Genomic DNA, 17,522 nt, shown 5'->3' with positions numbered 1-17,522 from the left:
GCCTAAGAACTGGGCGGCGATCTCTGTCTCGGGGGCAGCCCCAAGCCCAGCTGCTTTGCAGGTTATGACTCTGAGGCTTGGCGGAGAAGATCAGCTTTTGGTTTAGCCAGCAGCGTCAGGTTGATCTCCAACTGAGAAGCCACTGCCACCACTGCACCTAAAGCTTGAATCTCCCTTGGTTTGCTAGATATCCAGCGCCGGCAGGTTATGGACAGTTTTCTGGGTTTCTAGGCTCACGGTGACCACGCGCTGGAACAGCTCCAGTGGGTACTTGGGGTTGCCCATAGTTTCGTTAGCCCAGTCGTTGGCGTCGTTGACGATGCCGCTGGCCTTGTCGGTGCGCACTGCTTGGCGCTCCATCACCCAGTCCAGCGCGGCCTTACCGTTGACCACGTAATCCCAGGCCGCCTCGGGGATACCCTTAAGGGTGATGCGGTGGTTGTAGATGACGGTGGTCTTGTCGCCCTTCTTGGCGAACTTCATCTTCTCCACGCGGTAATCGGCGTTGGTCAGCGGGCCCTTGGACTCGATAGTCAGTGGATACGGCTCGACGGTTTCGTAGTTGAGGTGAAGGTCTGCCAAGGCGCGGCCTGCCTTGCTAAAGGCCCAGAAGTCGGCGGCCTTCTTCACGGCAGGAATGCGCGGCAGCTCCTTGCTCAGGTTGTCGGCAAAGCGCTCGCGGTAGTCCGGGGAATGGAGGATGCCGTAAACGTAGTAGAACAGGTCTTCTTTACTGATCTGCTCGCCTGGGTAGACCATCTGGAAATGAGCCAGGCCGGCATCAGTTATGGCGTCGCGACGGCACAAGCCGCCTTTAGTCTGCTCGGTAAAGAGATCGTCTTTCGAGACTTGAACGGCTTCGTCGTAGAGGTACAGCGGAAAGCATTGGGAACCGTCAATGTCCACCATGTGCAAACTGGGGATCACGCTAGTAATCATCGAGCTGAATGCGACTTTCCCTCCTTTTCCAGATACACATATTGCTAGGTTCGCTGCATTCTGATCTGGAAAAAGGCTTGGCATCTGGTATATGCGATTATTGAAAAAGCTGTCCACATATGACCAGCATTTTGTGAAGGGACGATAGATTGCTGGAAATATTGCATTCTCGGTGTATGAGCCCATCCTCCCCTTTTCAACTCCAACTTTTTGTGCGTGATCCCAGCTCATTTTCGTTGGATCTGTATTTATGAAATTTGCAGAGTCTATACTCTTGCCTTGAGTGGTTTTCTCGCCTTGAAACCTTCTGACTTCTGAGTTGTAGAAGTTAATTGTTTCATGCATGTTGCTGGAGAGTTTTCTTTTAGAATAGTTATAGCACCAAGCATCTCTATTTGTTTTTATCCCGCTGGAGTGTAGAGAGAAAATCTTCTCGGTTGTTTGGCTTCCCTTTTCTCCCAGCACGATAAATTCAGAAAAACCTTCATCACGTTGCTGGAGCCAGTCCCCATGCTCGTTCGGGGTGATCTTTTGCCAATGCTCGATACCGGCCACGCTGGCATAGCCGGCGATCTTATCCAACTTGTCTTCACGGCTGAGGTAGTCGCCAATATCATGGAAATGGATTTGGCCGCGAAACTGCGCGTTGGGATTTTTCACCAGCAAGGAGATGGCGATGGGGGCGCGGCTGCCGCTGCCAAAAATCTTGCCGCCTTCCTTGCGCGAAGTTTCGCCGCTGGTGCGCTGGTTGCCGCGCAGATGGAACACATAGAGGCTTGAGAACTCATCGGCTAGACACTTGCGCAGACCATCTGCGGTGTTGGCTTCCAGAAATCCCGCATTGGTGACAAAACCGATGATTCCGGCATCACCGATACGGTCGCTTGCCCAGCGAATGGCACGAATATAGCTGTCATAAAGGGCGTTCTTGAGTGTGGCCGTTGAGCGCATTGCATAAGTGGAACGGATGCATGCGTCCAGACGGGGGTAAGCCACATTCTGATTATTGGCGTTGGCATCACCCTGACCAACCGAATACGGCGGATTACCCACAATCACCCGAATATCCAGTGCCTTCTGACGCTTACGGCGAGCGCTGTTGTCCTCTAACAGCGCGTCCACCAAATCGTCCTTCTCGTACATTTGGAAGGTATCAGTCAGGCAAATACCTTCAAACGGCGTGTATTCGTCGATCACTTCGCCGTGGTAAGCCGCTTCGATATTGATGGCGGCGATGTAATACGCCAGAAGCACCAGTTCGTTGGCGTGGATCTCGTGCTTGTACTTGTGAGGAAGCTCTTCCGGCTTGATCAAGCCCGATTGGATCAGGCGAGTGACGAAGGTACCGGTGCCGGTGAACGGGTCGATGATGTGAACGCCCTTGCTGCCCAGGGTCTGGCCGAACTCTTGTTGCAGCAGATGGTTGACGCTGTGCAGGATGAAGTCCACTACCTCGACTGGGGTGTAGACGATGCCAAGCTTGTCTCGCATCCGAGGAAAAGCATTAGCAAAAAACTTTTCGTATAACTCGACGATGATCTTCTGCTTACCTGCGGCGCTGTCGATGCCAGAAGCGCGTTGGCGCACGCTGGTGTAGAACTTCTCTAGGGTGTCGGCTTCCTTATCCAGGCGGTGTTCGTGGAGCGCGTCAAGCACACCTTGCATGGCCATGGACATGGGATTGTGGCTGGCGAAGCTGTATTCCTCGAAGAGAGCGTCGAACACTGGCTTGGTTACCAGGTGCTGGGCGAGCATTTCGACAATCTCGCCGTCACTGATGCTGTCGTTGAGGTCGTCTCGCAACTCGGCGGCGAAGGCATTGAAAGCTGCCTGCTCTTGTGTGTTGGCCGGGGTTTCCAAAATGCCCTGGATGCGGTCTATGTGGGTGCGGGCGATCTTGGCGATGTCGTTTGCCCAGTCTTCCCAGTGGTGGCGGTTGCCACACTTATCGACGATCTTGGCGTAGATGGCCTTTTCGATTTCGCCTACTTCATAGGTCAGCTCGGCCTGCTTAGTCATCTGGCCTTCGGCATCGTGCCGAGGACGCTTCTCGCCGATGCCGTATTGGCCTTTGCCGGCCTGCCCGTTGCTCGTGCCGCTGGCTTTCTTCGCCTTCTTATCGGCCTTATCGGTGATGGCAATGACTTCCATCTTGCGCGGGTCTGACCCGATCAGGTCGAGTTTGTTGACCATGGCGTCGAAGCTGTCGTCGTGCGAGCGCAGGGCCTGGAGCACCTGCCAAACGACCTTGTAGGTCTGGTTGTCGTTGAGCGCTTCGTGCGGCTCCATACCGGCTGGGATGACCACGGGCAGTACGACATAACCGCGCTTCTTGCCCGGCGCGTTGCGCATCACCCTACCTACAGACTGCACCACGTCTACCTGGGAATTACGCGGGGTGAGGAAGAGCACTGCGTCCAGCGCCGGTACATCCACGCCCTCGGATAGGCAGCGCACGTTGCTGAGGATGCGGCAGGTATTGGTTGGGGGTTCTTCCTTGAGCCAGTTGAGCTTGGCTTCCTTCTGACTGGCATTCATGCCGCCATCGACGTGTGCAGCTTCGCAGATGATGCGCGAGGCCTCGTCGATGTCTTCTGACTCCTGGTAAGCCTCAACCACCGACTGGAACATGCTGGCGATGTTGATCGAGCTGACCTTGTGCTTGGTGCCCTTGTAGTTGGGCGAGATGACCTGGCAGAAGGCTACAGCGCGCTTCATAGGCTGATCATCACCCACCAAGTTTTCAGCTAGCCCTTGTTTGGCCAGCGCCTTCCAGCAGCCGACGATTTTGGCGGCATCGTCCACCTTGAGCTGGTTGTCTTCGTCTTTCAGGAGTTCCTGAAGTCGACGACTGACAATGCTCTCTTCGACGGTGAGTACCAGAACCTTGTAGTCGGTGAGCAGGCCGCGCTGTACGGCCTCGGAGAAGTTAATGACGAACAGCTCTTTGCCGTAAAGCGCCTCGTCATCCATCGAGCAGAGGGTGACTTCGCCGGACTCGGCCTTAACCTTGGCGCTGTCACCGTAGATACGCGGCGTGGCGGTCATGTAAAGGCGCTTGGTAGCGCGGATGTAGTCGGCGTCGTGAACGCGCACGAAGGTGCTTTCATCATCATCGTCAAAGGTCGCGCCAGTGGTGCGGTGGGCTTCGTCACAGATGATCAGATCAAAAGCTGCCAGGCCGTGCTCATGCTGGGCACGGCTGATCACGTCAATGGAGTGGTAGGTGGAGAACACCACGCTCATGTGCTCGGTATCGTGGCGCTTAAGCATTTCCGCCGCTAGGCGATCTGCCTTGGTAGTGGCCGGGTAGCGCAGTTCGTGAGCGAAGACCTGCGGGGTATCCTCATCGGCCTTGCGCTTCTTACCTACATCGCTGTCCGAGCAGACGGCGAAGCTGTGCAGCGGGGTTTCGCTTTCCTGCGTCCATTCGGTGAGGGTCTGCGACAGCAGAGACAGGCTGGGCACAAGGAAGAGCACGCGCTTGCCTTTGCCGGCCAGACGCTCGGCAATCTTCAGGCTGGTGAAGGTCTTGCCCGTGCCACAGGCCATGATCAGCTTGCCGCGCTCGGCCTCTTTGAGGCCTGCAGCGGTGGCGTTCAGTGCGGTTTGCTGATGTTCGCGCAGTTGCTTCTTGGTCTTGAGCGCGACGGTTTGGTTGGGCTGGTATTTGGCCCAGTCGATCTGGCTTTCTTCCAAAGCTTGCAGGTCGATCTTATTGATCGTCTGGTGTTGCCCCTGCAATGCGTCCTCGGCGTGTTCGCTCCAGTTGTTGGTGGTTGCAACGATGATCCTGTGAGTGAACGGAGCTTTGCCCGAGGCGGTGAAGAAGCTGTCGATGTCCTTTTTCTGGACTTTGTAGTCTTCGGCGTAAAGCTTGCACTGGATAGCGTGGTACTCACCGGTGCCTTGGGTGCGCGCTACCAGATCAATACCTGCGTCCTTACCACTAAGACCTTGCTCCTTCGCCCATTCGGCATACGTCCATACCTTTTCGTAAAGATCGCGGTAGGTTGCTTCGTTGCGCAGGTAGGCGCAGATCAGCTCTTCGAAGTAGGTGCCTTTTTCGCGTTCGGTAACAGAGGCGGAGCGGTAGGTGTCGAGCAGGGCAGAAAGGGCGGACATAACGAATTCCTTTTGATTACTGCTAGCGCTTGTTTCGCGCGCTAAATTTTTCCAGTCTATCAATAGCCGTCTTTATGAGCAGCCAAAAGAAAACATCAGGAAATCCAAGATCTGCTGGGGAGCATTCTGTCTACCCCCGAAACAACAAGAGCCGCGAATGCGGCCCTTCCAAGCCTCAGCAGAGGTCTGGTTTATCACTGTGGAGTAGTCCGCTTTTGGCCGAAGGTGGACTCTATGGCGTTGTGGGCAAACCCGTCTGGATCCAAGTGCCTGCGTTAGCCCCAGGTAAAGTAGGAGCTCGCCTATGCCCGTCTGCTCCGGAGAAGTCCAAGTCGTATCTACCCCAGATACCTATGCAGCAGGGTATTCAGTATGATCGGCTTGCCGCGTAGAAAGCCTAAGCGGTAGCGTAACTAGATTTGATAGGAGCATGGATGAGCTTTCTACCCAGTGGAGAAACACGCGTAGCGGTTCTCGTGGACTGCGACAACGTCTCCCCCGATATTCTCGATCATGCGCTTCGTGTCGTGGCGCAGTTCGGGCGTGTCGTCCTTCGCAGGGGGTATGGCAATCACAGCACTCTTTCCAACAAATGGCAGGAAGCTTTGGTTCGACAGGCCTTCACGCCATGTCTGCAATACCAATACGCTGCAGGCAAGAACACCGCTGACATTGCCCTGGCCCTTGATGCCATGGAGGCAATGTTTGACCAGCGGGCGGATACGTTTTGCCTCGTGACCAGCGATTCAGACTTCGCCTACCTTTGCCGGAAACTACGCGAACGGGGGGCAACCGTATGCATTGTGGGCGAGCCCAAGACACCCGATGCTCTGCGGAATGCCAGTGATGAGTTCTTTGAGTGGGTTCGACCAGAAGTCGAAACGCAACACGCTGGAGACTCACCCGCTAAGCAGCAAGTGAGAACCGGCTGCATACCGAAACCGGAAATCAAGCCAGAGCCGGTCAAGCCAGCCGTAAAACGTAGGCCTCGTTTTGTCGTCGAGGCTGTGTCACTACTCGCAGGTGGGGCCAGCGAAGGCAAGGTCACCCTTAGCTCACTAGGCGGGTACCTTAAGCGCACCGATCCTGCGTTTTCGCCGAGCATCTACGGCCATTCCGGTTTGCTCGACATGATAAAGACCTACGACCTACTTCATCCCGTTCGAGAAGAGGGTGGTCACTGGACTGTCAGTCTCGTGGAGAAAGACGTGGCTGCTGGAGAGACATTGTCGGTAGCCTAGCCTGGTGAGAGATCACATCTAGAAAGGCCATGGCTTACAAACAGTCGACTGGCTCAGTCATGGACTCCGTAGCGAGCCTTTGCGGCTGCCACAAGCTCAGCAGAGGAAAGGCGGCCTTTCACGTAGTCAGCCATTTTCGAGGACATGAAAGGGCTCATCTGAGCGCCCGCAAGGTTGTTGGTGGCCTCGACATGAGCCACGCGGGAGCGGCGTTTCACCTCTTCGTGTGCTTGCTTCATCTAGATCACCAGAAGGGAAGTGGACTTCGACTCAACCTTATACAGGTCGGCGCCTCAACAACAAAGAACCCGAGGACTTTCCGTTCCAGGGATTCGGCACCGTACTCCGTCAGCGCAATTGCCCAGAGCGCCTTCTCTTCATTGCGAGTCACGTCTAATCCAAAAACGACAAGGGCCGCGAATGCGGCCCTCTGGTACGGCTGAACCAACTTACTGCAGCCAGCTCTCAACTTTTTCAGCGCCGTACTGCTCTTTCCAAGCCTTCAGCACCTTGTGGTTGCCGCCTTTGGTTTCCACAATCTCGCCGTTGTTAGGGTTTTTGTAGCGTTTGAGTGCGCGCTCGCGACGAGCACCTTTCACCGGCGCGACGGAACCCTTGGCAGCATTCGGATCGAGCAGAGCGATCACGTTACGCAGGGAGTAGTTGTAGTCAGCGAGCAGAGCGCGCAGTTTGGTTTCAAACTCGATCTCGCGCTTCAGTTTTTCGTCGCCTTTGAGGGCTTCGAGGCGCTTTTGCTGCTCGGCGATCTGGGCTTCGAGGGCTTTGTATTCGGCAATAATCGACATGCTAATTCCTTGGTCGGTATGGAGTAGCTTTACGCTACATAGGGGATGGGTTGGAGTTCAACCTGAAATCCGCATGTATCACCCGACCACTGCGCGCTGAGTTAGCAGTCAAGGTTTATTTAACAGGTAACCACAGGGTTTTAAGGCATGGGGGGGATGGGTGTCCAGTCATCATTCTCACCGTTTTTCCAACACAAGTCGACCTCGCAAGAAATAATTGGATAAGCATCGAAAGATGCAAATGGCAGGGATTCCTATAGATCTTTTGCGCCAAGTCTAGTGAGCGTGGCTGGAGTAGTGGGATACTACTGCCAAGTACTGAAATCTCACCCTACTAGCGCATAAAAATTCATCTTTCACTGGTGAAATCGGTCAGACCTGTCTAGTGGAAGTCGACAGTGATGCGCCAGTAGATTTGGACTCAAGGAAGCAAGGATGACCCCGATCCATCGTCCGCAATGCCCTGATTTTTTGTTGCCTTTGTACAACTTGCCCTACGTCGAGCAATCAGCTGAAGCCCAAAGGGGAGGTTACTACAAACCATTTTCCGCTTCTGATAGCCAAAGGCTTCGGGCAATTCTTAGTGATGTGTTTGAGGCGCGCTGTTGCTACTGCGAAATCTTCGCTGATCGAGCGTCTTCTGGGGTTATCGAAAGGTTCAGGCCCCGAGGGCCTGAGTCAAGGCGTTCAGCCCGGGGCCCTTCGTATTGGCACCTCCATGCTGACTGGAGGAATCTCTACTGGGCTTGCGCTACGTGCAATAGATACAAAGCCGACCGCTTTCCTCTCTTAGGCAACCCAGCGCCATATGGGTCAACCTACGACGAGCTCTTGAACCTAGAAGAACCGGCTCTGCTTGATCCATGCCGCGATAATCCCGATGAGCACCTTCGATTTCTCGATGATGGCCGAGTTGTGGGGTTGACCGTTCGTGGGGACGAAACAATTGGCCTCCTTGATCTGAATCGGGCACAACTGGTTGTCTCGCGTGCAGAACAAGTAAAACTGTTCGGAATCGCACCCGATCATGAGCGAGCGTCTAAAGCTTTAGGTCACACAGCCCACTGTGCTGTTTGGCGACAAATGCTTGTTCGTCTTGGGCGACCCGATGCTAATAGAGCCAATTGGCGGGCGGCACCCGCGCGGGCTGAAAAAATCATTGATACCGAGTTGGGTATTGGATTTGACGAGTATCGCGCCAAATCCCAGTACATCAGTCGCGTAAAAATCAAGAACTTCGGGCCTATAAATGTGCTCGATCTTGACCTCAGCTTATCGGAGTCTCCCCAGGCGCCCAGCTTCGCACTGCTGGGGGAAAATGGTGTTGGTAAGAGCACCGTTTTGCGTGCTCTAGCACTAGCGCTATCAGGCAAAGCGTACGCGAAAAAGCTGAAGCTAAGCAGCTCTAAGCTGTTATCCGAAGGCGCCTTGTACGGCGAGGTGAGAATTTCAATTGTCGGTGGTGAAGACGACATAATCATGAAGCTGCACCGTAACAAGCCGATTGAGTTCAACGTTAGCCACTCTCGTTCTTTGGTCTTGGCATACGGAGCGACTAGGTTGCTGCCAAGGGGGCGACACAAGCCGAAAGCTGGCGAAGCACACGCGAAGATTGACAACTTGTTCGATCCGTTTCTTCCTCTAAGCGACCCAGCCGAATGGCTATCCACGCTAGAAGTAGATCGCTTGGAAGAGGTAAACAGCGTGCTGGCCAGCCTTATGCCTCAGGAGCACCAGCTTTCGGTTAGGCGAGATCCAGAGACCGGCGCCGTAACTCTGCAGGTTGGTAGCGTGGCTGGCAGGAAGTTCTCGCATTTGAGCGACGGCTATCAGTCGATGCTCGGAATGGCGGTGGACATCATGCGGATACTCTATTGGTCAGGCTCAACATTGGAGTCGGCTGAAGGGGTGGTGATCATTGATGAGCTAGGTAACCACTTCCATCCCGCATGGCGACTCCAATGTCTCTCCGCACTCCGCAAAGCCTTTCCACGCGTGCAATTCCTCTACAGCACCCATGACCCGCTCTGTCTCAGAGGGCTATATTCAGGAGAGGTTGCGGTGCTACGCCGGGACAAGCTAGGACATATTTATGCCTTGGAGGACTTGCCTTCTGTATCTAGGCTGCGAGTGGAGCAGCTGTTGTCATCCGAGCATTTTGGATTGCGAAGCACGGCTGATCCTCAAATGGAGGATGAAATTCGTGAGTATGAATCTCTGGTTGAGACTCCTGATCGGACTGAAGATGAAGAGACGAGGCTTACAGAGTTGGTGCAGCGCTTAACTGATGATCGCTATTTAGGCGCTACGCGCCGCGAACGACTCGCGTTGCAACTCTTGGATTCCTCTGGGATTGATGACATACCCGCTCAACCAAGTGTTAGTGCGCGCGCGATGTCAGATAGAACCGTATCCCGTTTGCGATATGTCATGGATCAGGTTTCTCCTCGGCCTGCCATCGGGAACGTGGGGCGCCATGATCAAGATTGATCGTCCAAGAGATAGCACGCCGGACGGGCTAGTGAGAGAAGGCTTACTCGAGCGCCGAGCCAACCGCCTTGCTTGGCTCGCGAAAACGAAGCTCAGCTTCACTGCCTATTCATCTCCAGCCGTGAGGGCTCATCTGACGGTCATCTTTGGCCGCAAATGTGTGTTCTGCGAATCCCTGCTTGCGGGAACTCAGTCGGGAGACATTGAGCATTTCAGGCCGAAAGGCAAAGTAGTAATTGACCCTGTTCCTCCACGCAGAACCAGGATCCGCAAGGACGGCTACTACTGGCTGGCTGCCAGCTGGCCAAACCTCCTCATCGCATGTGCAGACTGCAATCGCCCTCGAACACAGCTGGATTATGATGCTCGAGCCAGGGTCATCGGAAAGGCAAGCTACTTCCCCTTAGAGGATGAAGCGACCCGAGCAATTGGCCCCCGGGGTCTTCGCAATGAAGCGCCTTTACTCCTCAATCCATGCATCGATGATCCAGAAGACCATCTAGTTTTCCTAGAGGATGGCAGGGTTGAACCAGCGGTGAAGAATGGGCGGGCGAGTAAAAAAGGAGAGATAAGCATCCACTATCTTGGTCTAGCACGGGCCGAGTTATTGCAGATGCGAGCTCGCCATCAGCGCACTGTCATGGCTGCGATTCGGCACACCGTTGCAGCCCTTGAGGAAGGGCGTGATCCGGGGGCCGATCTGGACGATCTTCTGACTTTACTCTCACCTCAGGAGGCCTATGTAGCGTTCACGCGCATGTTGGTTCGAAAGTACATGGGAGCGTATCTAGAGGGGTTGGGCTTAGGAGCAAGTTAAGGCTGCTGCAGCGAGATCTAAACATCCGTTCCCAATTCCGGACGCGGAGGGGACACTAGGGTGCTCCACGGGCGCGTCAATAGAGTTAAGCAAGCAGCCCTCTCACCTCCAAAACACCGTGTCACGGGGCTGCTGAACTCTGCGGGCGTGGTGTAGCGAATGGGCTGACCGTCTTGGTCAAAGAGATTGCCGCCAGCTGCCAGAAGCAGAGCGTGGCCAGCTACGACATCATGGGGAGAAACGCCATACAACGAAACACCCGCGACGCCGTCACCAGCTGCGGCTCGAGCAAGTCGATAGGCAATGCTTGGCATCGGCTCGCATACAGCTGGGGCGCACAGAACATCGTTCTCAGCGCGCTTCGATTCGGCGGCGGCACTGACAAACACTATCGAGCCATGAAGACCGCGGTCTGTCGCAGATAGAGCAATACTCTGGCCGTTGCGTAGGAGAGACCTCATACCTTGCTGCCAGGCTATGCAGTCCGGCCCTCGCGAAGTGACTGGCGCATAGACGACTCCAAGGACGGGCGCTCCTTTGTGCAGAAGCCCAACTGAGACCGACGATCCGATTCTGCCAGCCAGGAAGTCTGCAGTTCCATCGTGTGGGTCGACTACCCAGCAGTAGCTATGGCCGCTGAGTTTGCGGCCAGTCTCTTCCCCCAGGAAATCGCAGAAGAAGATTTGCTCGAGGCCATGTCGGAGCATCAGCTCAACCTCAAGATCGACGTCCGCTTTATCGCAGCAACCTCGCGGGCCGCCTGGCCGTTGGAGCTCTCCGCGAATTAGGGTTCCTGCCTCAAGCACCAGGTCGAGTACGTGGTTGATGATTCCTGGATCGAGCATCTAGTCGCTCCTGTGAGGTGGGCCGTGGAGTGGAAAGCAGAGCAGGCTGTCAAAGCTGTGGCTAGGGATCGGGTGGAAGTGGGGCGCTTAGGTCTACGTCGCATCCATCGACCAGCGCTTTGATACGAGCGACAAGCTCGGTTGCAACCGGCATGAGACGCTCAGGGTTGGCTTCTATGTCTCGCGCCAATGCCTCCAAAAGCGCTTCAAGGGCTGCTTCATTTTCACTGGATAGCTCTCTAGCGGGCACCCGAGCGAAGTTGTCCAGGTTCTCCGCGACCTCGTAAAACATGGTGTGCACCAGCCGGTCGCGGCGCAGATTGGCAAAACAGCGCATGAAGCATCCCCCGCAAAGGACGACCTTGTACCGCTCCTTTGGGTAGTTCGGGCTCGACGTCAGAGCTCCGGACGGCATGTCTCCAGAGTTCACGGCGGGACTATCGCAAATACTGCATAGCTGTTCGGGATTGTGCATCGTGCGCTCGATTCTTCCGGCGTATCGCCGGGCTGTTATTTGATCTGGTGGTGGAAGCTAGGCATCCGGCTGGGCATCTCGGAGTGGCGTCAGCACTAGCAGCCCGTCGACGATCTCCAGCTCTACTGAGTCCCCAATCCGCAATCCCATCGCCTGAATGATCGATGGTGGGATCTCTAAGATCAGGTCGCCACTGCCATCTCCTGCGTCATGACAGATCGCTATTCTGAGTTCTTGGGTATCCATGCAGCGGACGCAGTTAGGGGCGAATGCTGTAGGCGATGTCTTCCGGAACTCGCTTGTGGCGGCCATCACCCAGGAGCACGTATATCGTTGAGCGGGTTTCGAAGAACCCGTCGTTTTCGTACCGCAGCTGCAATGAAGTCCGTACCCAATACCCAGCCGGCCAGCGATTTGACGAGTCTTCGATTATTTCGTGGGCATGGATGAATTGGGCTATGAGGCCATCATCCTCGATCTGTTTGCGGGCCTCATTGGAGATATCTAGCTCCACCAAAATCCAATCTTTGACGAGGCAATACTGCTTCTTCGGATTCCGCCGCCGCAGCTCCTCACGGATCTCCTCTCGGTTCAGATTGGTGCCACGGATGACAGGAGCTTCGCCATAAATAAAGTCCAGGATTTCGTTCACTCGCTTGTCTTCGCTGATATCTAAGGGCTGAGTTTTCATGGGTATTTCTCGCGATGATTAGCCATCAGGCCGGCCTCGAGGTAAGCCTCGGGATTTGAGTGTGTAGACCTGATGAAGCGGGTAATTCCAGTTTGGAAACCGAAGGGAAAGAGGATCCTGTTGAGGGTCAGAACGTCGGGGGTGGATTGATTGCTTTCGATTGCTCGCAGCGTCTCTAGGGGAAGCTTCAGCATCGCGGCGAATCTGCGCTGGCCGAAGCCAGTGCAAGACCGAAGAGAGCGGACAGCAGCACCAAAGTCTGTCAGCTCTCCGGTGGCGAGCGCGGCTTCAAACGCACCAAGGAAAACTCCACGCTCACTGACCGACATTGATCTCTTCATGCACGGTCTCTTGAGGCGCTTGAGGCGGAGTCTTGAAGGTGAAGATCTGTTCGCGCCGGCTTTTGACTCGCTGGGGCAGGGTCGCAAACTCACCGGGTCGATAGGGGGCGATTCCAACCTGGAGCCCAAACAGCATGAGGATCGCATTGACGTGATCAACACTGAGTTCAGAGGTGCCGTTTTCGATCCCTTCCAGGGTTTCTAGTGGAATTTTGCATGCCCGCGCAAAGACCTCCCTTGACCATTCCGTTACCCCTTCTCGCAGGCAGGTGACCACCTCCCCAAGATCGATCAACTCTCCTTCCTGGGTCACCCTGAGTAAGCGCTCGTAGTAGTCGCGACCACCAAACACATCCATTCCGCAGCCCTCCTGGTATTAATGAACAGTCGTTAATGGACAGTCGTTCCGAGCGACATGTATTTGGGATGCAAAGAGATCACCACGTATCGGCTATTCAGGGTTCTAATCACGGCGAAGTCCTCGTCCCACTCGATTGCGACGATCCGCGAGGTAACGATTCTGTGGCCGTTTGCGAAACGCCCAGTTTGGTCATCCAGCTCATGCCCCCACACGACACCTATGCAAACGCCGTCGGTGCCATACGCAGCGGTTAGATAGGCAGTAACCGGCTCACGGAACGGATGACGTGCAGCCTTTTCTAGGCCAAGCAAATCGTGCGGCGTAAGGGGTATCAGTGACCAAACGGCAGACAGATCGGCTGGTAGTTCTCGAGCCAATGACAAATCTCCTCATGCACTTTTCGGGCGTGCTGGTTCGCTCGATGCGCAGTAGCTTCGAGTGTCAATATTTACTTAATTATTAGATTGAGTTCAGAGGCTAAGAGGGCTAAAAGTCCCGGAGAAAGAGGCTAAGGAAAGATTGTTAATATCTCGCGACCCATAAACCAGAACTATAGTTCCTTTTATGGGTCGCTGCAATATGGCCTTATCCTCGATTTGTTCGAGGGCATGGAATGCAGCACCGAGAGGCTTTAGCAGCCGTTCTTCGAGGTCTACGCACAGCTAGGGGGCTGACCCAAATCGAGCTCCCAGACATCACGGAGCGCTATCTATCCAATCTTGAAAAGGGGCAGGGAAACCCTACCATCGATGTGCTTGTGAAAATCGCCACCGTGCTGGAGGTGTCTCCAGCGACATTGATGCTGCTGTTCTCCGCAGCGGCTGATGGTGCTCCTGTGGAAGACCACGTTGAGCAGACCTTGTCTCAGCTCGTGGAGCTTCACTCTTCAGGGGCATTCGAGGAGATTGCAAAGTCTGCTGCGTTGGACGCACCCACCATGGGACGACCAGTCGCACCTTCGAGCCAAAGGCTTCAAAGGATGCAGCAGTTGCGCGCCGAGGGTCTCAACAATGCTGAGATTGCAGCTAGGTTGGGCGTTTCAAAATCAACAGTTCAGAGACACTTATCAGGCAAGTGAGTCGTGCCCAATGCTTTGATACGGCGCTCGCCCATTCGCTGCAATCGCAGCGGCTAGCTCTCGACCCAGTTGCCGAACAGGAGAGTCATGGATCTCGACAATCTACTTTCGCGCTCAGCAGTGCTTGAAGAGCGCATCGAGTCGCTCTTTGCTCTGCCGATGCCCATCGCCTCTGCTCGGATAAGAGCTGTATTGACGATCACGAGCCTGGGGTTCGAGCACGCGCGAAGCCTTAAGTACCTGGTAGCAGCCGGGCTACTCACCTCATCTGCAGCCTTGCTCCGTGTTCAGTACGAGTCGTTAGTCCGAGCAATCTGGGTCTTGCACTGCGCTACAGATGCTGACGCTGAGCTGATCATTTCGGAGCTCACCCAAGAGTCAGCTAAGCGGGCCGACAAGATCCCCATGCTCAGCAAGATGCTTGAGGAGATTGAGCGGGATGCCCCTCATGTCCCGATAGCGCAGCTGAAAGAGTTTAAGCACTACTCTTGGCGGCCCCTAAGCTCATACGTGCGCGGTGGGAACCACGCAGTAAATCGCCATAGCCGAGGTTTCCCGCTAGAGCTAGTGTGCATGCAGGTGTGGCACTCCAATGGGCTGCTAGGCCTTGCAGGAAGTTTGCTTCAGGTCATTGCTGGCGTACCTCCTGAGCAACAAATCATGGGCAAGCTGTTCAAGGAGTTTGAGCCCTGTTTCCCACCGCTAGAATCCCCGAATCCAGCTCAACAAGCGGCGGCCCTTTGAGCCGCATCTCCTCGAGAAAGCAAGGGCTCAACGATGGCTACAGTTGTTAAGAGCAAAGTGCTGACAGTGCTCTGCACGCTACTCAAGGAATCAGTCCAGCCCAGCAGGCCGCCGACCAAGCTGATCGCCTTTGAGCGGCGCCTGCTGGAAGATGGCATGACCACGAATACCCCTCTGGGGGACTACCTCATTCTGTCCGAGCGGCGTGGATACAATGCGATTGAGCGACTTTTCGAAGAGATGCTTGAGCCTCTCGAAATTCCGAAGCAGTGGGTCTATGTCTCACCTGAGTTTCCCGAAGATGAGGTTTCCGGATATCCAGGGCTGATTGCGATTGATGCAGTGGCGCTGCTCATCGAGTTGGAGCACCTTGGCCTCCAAGTCCATCCTCAAAATCTGGTAGCAGCGCTGGCACGTGAGCTCGAGAAAAAACGGCTTCTCACACACAGCGAGCTATCGATTGTTAGGTACCGCCAAGATCGTAGAAAGCAGCGGATTACACTGAGTGCAGATTTAGAGACTGTCGGGTCTGATGTCTCGACGACCCAACATACGGACGCCAACGGTTATGAGATCACGATGACGTGGGCTGGAAACGTCGCGATCCAGCTTCAGGTAAAGGGGCCGGACTATGTCGAACCGCTGCCTCAGGAGTTCGTCACCTGCGACTACTGTAAACACGAGTACCTCTCGAACAACTCCATAGAGGCTCGAATTCACGCATCTGAGCATGAGTGGACGAAGCAGCTGTTTGATCCAGGGCCTGATGAGCGATTCGCCGAAAGACTGGCTTCCGGCGCACAGGCGGTGCTGGTTGATTCGAGCAGTCCCCTGTGGATGCACGAAGCAGTGTTCCAGCGTGCCAGGGCTTTCAGGCGCGAGTTCCGGTATGACAGAGTTCAGTGGGACGGATCCATTGAGAGACCTGCAAGCAAAGAATGGCATGGCTATCTCTTTGCGGGAGACTCCAAGGGCACAATTGCCGGGGCATGTGGCTTCTACCACGAAGAGTCAGGTCAGGAGGCTGGGCGGTGGGGGTTACACTGGATCTGGCTTGCTCCGAAGTTCAGACGCGGTGGGATTTTGAAGGCTCGCTGGGATGATTTCCTGAGCCGATATGGGGACTTCTACATTGAGCCTCCGATATCAGAAGCGATGCAGGGCTTCATTCGGAAGCACGGCTCTGATTCTCAGAAATTGCAGCTTCAACATCAGTCCAACCAAGAGGCCTAAACATGGGAAATCAGGTGGTCATCGGCTCGCACGTGTTCCCGACACAAGACGCCGCAGAGGAATACACCTACTCGCTACGAGACAAGTACGCCCATAGCGAAGACGGCGTAACTGACCCAGCAGACCTGGCATTCCTAATGGAGTTGTTCACGAAGTATTGCGACTACACCAACTGGAAGACGCCTGGAGCACCAGTCGCCTTCTTCTCGCGCTACATACGTCGAGGGCAAGGCAAATCAGGAGGGACAACGGTAGGGTTCGTAGTGAGATACGACGATGCGAAGGCATCTGAGAAACCGTTCTCGGCAGCCGAAGCCATTCGAGAAGTTGCTGCATGGCAGAAAAAGGCATCCACATAACGTCGGATGCCTATCTGTACATCAGCGCCGATTGAAAGGCAGAACGGTAGCGCTGCCTTCAACCGCAGCAGGGGACGCATCGCGGGCAACGATGGCCTTCAGCTTTGTCAGGGGCAGCACAACTCCACTTTGGGACAGATAGCCTTCTGAGAGGCCTGTCAGACGCTCGATATCAAATGCACCCAGCCCAATGTAATTCGGGACAGCCTCGATAGGCAGAACGCCTGACGAAGCGAGAAGCTCGATGGTTCTCTTGAGGAGCCGAGGTTGCTCAGGAGAACGAGCCTCGTCACCTGGTTCGGACTTCACTCCCCAACGAGCAGAGCGACGTTTGAACAGGAGCGATTTCTCGTCCTGATCGATAATTCCGAGGGCATGAAGGCGCATCACTATAGCAGCCACCGAGACGCCCCAGCGCTGTTTGAGCAGCAGTAGGCTATCCAAGGTAACTGGTGTCTTTACCTCAGCTGCAAAGGTTTCAGCAGGCAGCAGGAAAGCTCCAGCGAAACGATGCGCCTGATCTTCCATCTGCTTGTACCGAACTGGATCGGTAGGGCGCTCTATGCCTTTGTGAAGCACCAGATGACCAAGTTCATGGGCAAGGTCGAATCGACTGCGGAATCCGTTTGCCTTGTCTGCAGATAGCAGAATCATCGGCCTCTGCAGAGCCTCACTCCACGCCGATAAGCCTTCGATAGGCGCAATGCCGGTCTCTTCGCGGACGAGGATTACCCCGGCACTCTCAACAGCTAGCGCAAGGTCGGGAATTGCTCGCCGGCCTAGCCCCCAAAGATCTCGACATTCACAAGCAGCTTCCTCGATGTCCGAAGCACTGATTTGCTCTGGCGATTCGTACCGCCGCACGGGCAGCTTGACCTCAGGGAAGTCTACGAACTCCTCTAGGGCAATCGAGATGTCCTGGGCCCACTCCAGTCGCGCCTCCAGCATTTGCCGGGCGGCGACATGTGCCGAAGCGT

The 17,522-nt window shown here is 55.1% G+C and carries 18 protein-coding genes; 8 read left to right on the top strand and 10 right to left on the bottom strand.

Annotation, left to right across the window (positions count from 1 at the left end; all coding sequences use genetic code 11):
• Nucleotides 1-183: 183 nt before the first annotated feature.
• Nucleotides 184-5,064 carry a type ISP restriction/modification enzyme gene (locus LRS11_RS18135; protein ID WP_260494262.1) on the bottom strand — a complete coding sequence of 1,627 codons (4,881 nt, stop codon included), beginning with the start codon at nt 5,062-5,064 and terminating at the stop codon, nt 184-186.
• Between the two features lie 434 nt (nt 5,065-5,498).
• Between LRS11_RS18135 and LRS11_RS18130 the strand changes: the two genes are divergently transcribed.
• Nucleotides 5,499-6,305 (top strand): NYN domain-containing protein, encoded by an 807-nt coding sequence (locus LRS11_RS18130; RefSeq protein ID WP_260494261.1) that lies wholly within the window; start codon nt 5,499-5,501, stop codon nt 6,303-6,305.
• A gap of 53 nt (nt 6,306-6,358) precedes the next feature.
• Here the strand turns inward: LRS11_RS18130 and LRS11_RS18125 are convergent, their stop codons facing one another.
• Together LRS11_RS18125 and LRS11_RS18120 are read right to left on the bottom strand one after the other, a co-directional pair.
• On the bottom strand, nt 6,359-6,544 hold the full coding sequence (locus LRS11_RS18125) for an antitoxin VbhA family protein (protein WP_260494260.1): 186 nt from the start codon (nt 6,542-6,544) through the stop codon (nt 6,359-6,361).
• 210 nt (nt 6,545-6,754) lie between these two features.
• Entirely contained in the window at nt 6,755-7,111 is a 357-nt protein-coding gene (locus tag LRS11_RS18120; protein WP_260494259.1) for a histone-like nucleoid-structuring protein, MvaT/MvaU family, read from the bottom strand.
• An 831-nt stretch (nt 7,112-7,942) separates the two neighbouring features.
• Here LRS11_RS18120 and LRS11_RS18115 point away from each other — a divergent pair.
• The gene (locus LRS11_RS18115) at nt 7,943-9,601 is read left to right on the top strand and encodes an AAA family ATPase (protein ID WP_260494258.1); all 1,659 of its coding nucleotides are present in this window, start codon (nt 7,943-7,945) and stop codon (nt 9,599-9,601) included.
• Nucleotides 9,588-10,418 carry a hypothetical protein gene (locus tag LRS11_RS18110; protein ID WP_260494257.1) on the top strand — a complete coding sequence of 277 codons (831 nt, stop codon included), beginning with the start codon at nt 9,588-9,590 and terminating at the stop codon, nt 10,416-10,418. The genes LRS11_RS18115 and LRS11_RS18110 overlap by 14 nt, the downstream gene beginning before the upstream one ends.
• A gap of 17 nt (nt 10,419-10,435) precedes the next feature.
• On the opposite strand, the gene LRS11_RS18105 is transcribed toward LRS11_RS18110, so the two are convergent.
• Nucleotides 10,436-11,101, bottom strand: a complete 666-nt coding sequence (locus LRS11_RS18105) for an inositol monophosphatase family protein (protein ID WP_260496948.1) — start codon at nt 11,099-11,101, stop codon at nt 10,436-10,438.
• Between LRS11_RS18105 and LRS11_RS18100 the strand changes: the two genes are divergently transcribed.
• Nucleotides 11,048-11,206 (top strand): hypothetical protein, encoded by a 159-nt coding sequence (locus tag LRS11_RS18100; RefSeq protein WP_260496989.1) that lies wholly within the window; start codon nt 11,048-11,050, stop codon nt 11,204-11,206. The genes LRS11_RS18105 and LRS11_RS18100 overlap by 54 nt on opposite strands.
• Nucleotides 11,207-11,324: 118 nt before the next feature.
• On the opposite strand, the gene LRS11_RS18095 is transcribed toward LRS11_RS18100, so the two are convergent.
• The 5 genes from LRS11_RS18095 to LRS11_RS18075 all read right to left on the bottom strand — a co-directional run bounded on the left by LRS11_RS18095 (nt 11,325) and on the right by LRS11_RS18075 (nt 13,128).
• Nucleotides 11,325-11,600: a type II toxin-antitoxin system PrlF family antitoxin gene (locus LRS11_RS18095; RefSeq protein ID WP_260494256.1), complete on the bottom strand. Its 276-nt coding sequence runs from the start codon at nt 11,598-11,600 to the stop codon at nt 11,325-11,327.
• Between the two features lie 195 nt (nt 11,601-11,795).
• Entirely contained in the window at nt 11,796-11,984 is a 189-nt protein-coding gene (locus tag LRS11_RS18090; RefSeq protein ID WP_260494255.1) for an AbrB/MazE/SpoVT family DNA-binding domain-containing protein, read from the bottom strand.
• A gap of 13 nt (nt 11,985-11,997) precedes the next feature.
• A complete protein-coding gene (locus tag LRS11_RS18085; RefSeq protein ID WP_260494254.1) occupies nt 11,998-12,429 on the bottom strand; it encodes a DUF6957 family protein in 432 nt (143 codons plus the stop codon).
• Nucleotides 12,426-12,758 (bottom strand): helix-turn-helix transcriptional regulator, encoded by a 333-nt coding sequence (locus LRS11_RS18080; protein WP_260494253.1) that lies wholly within the window; start codon nt 12,756-12,758, stop codon nt 12,426-12,428. The genes LRS11_RS18085 and LRS11_RS18080 overlap by 4 nt, the downstream gene beginning before the upstream one ends.
• Complete coding sequence (locus tag LRS11_RS18075; protein WP_260494252.1) at nt 12,745-13,128, bottom strand: hypothetical protein; 384 nt, start codon at nt 13,126-13,128, stop codon at nt 12,745-12,747. The genes LRS11_RS18080 and LRS11_RS18075 overlap by 14 nt, the downstream gene beginning before the upstream one ends.
• Before the next feature lie 616 nt (nt 13,129-13,744).
• Here LRS11_RS18075 and LRS11_RS18070 point away from each other — a divergent pair.
• The 4 genes from LRS11_RS18070 to LRS11_RS18055 all read left to right on the top strand — a co-directional run bounded on the left by LRS11_RS18070 (nt 13,745) and on the right by LRS11_RS18055 (nt 16,545).
• Nucleotides 13,745-14,209, top strand: a complete 465-nt coding sequence (locus LRS11_RS18070) for a transcriptional regulator (protein WP_260494251.1) — start codon at nt 13,745-13,747, stop codon at nt 14,207-14,209.
• Nucleotides 14,210-14,296: 87 nt separating this feature from the next.
• Nucleotides 14,297-14,953: a DUF6988 family protein gene (locus tag LRS11_RS18065; RefSeq protein WP_260494250.1), complete on the top strand. Its 657-nt coding sequence runs from the start codon at nt 14,297-14,299 to the stop codon at nt 14,951-14,953.
• Between the two features lie 33 nt (nt 14,954-14,986).
• Entirely contained in the window at nt 14,987-16,186 is a 1,200-nt protein-coding gene (locus LRS11_RS18060) for a hypothetical protein (RefSeq protein ID WP_260494249.1), read from the top strand.
• A 2-nt stretch (nt 16,187-16,188) separates the two neighbouring features.
• Nucleotides 16,189-16,545, top strand: coding sequence for a hypothetical protein (locus tag LRS11_RS18055; protein ID WP_260494248.1), 357 nt, complete (start codon nt 16,189-16,191; stop codon nt 16,543-16,545).
• 21 nt (nt 16,546-16,566) lie between these two features.
• On the opposite strand, the gene LRS11_RS18050 is transcribed toward LRS11_RS18055, so the two are convergent.
• Complete coding sequence (locus LRS11_RS18050) at nt 16,567-17,493, bottom strand: ImmA/IrrE family metallo-endopeptidase (RefSeq protein WP_260494247.1); 927 nt, start codon at nt 17,491-17,493, stop codon at nt 16,567-16,569.
• Nucleotides 17,494-17,522: the final 29 nt, after the last annotated feature.

The organism is Pseudomonas sp. J452, assembly GCF_024666525.1.
Taxonomy (GTDB): domain Bacteria; phylum Pseudomonadota; class Gammaproteobacteria; order Pseudomonadales; family Pseudomonadaceae; genus Aquipseudomonas.
The sequence above is the reverse complement of the archived record's forward strand: the minus strand, read 5'-3'. Positions and strand labels throughout refer to the sequence as shown.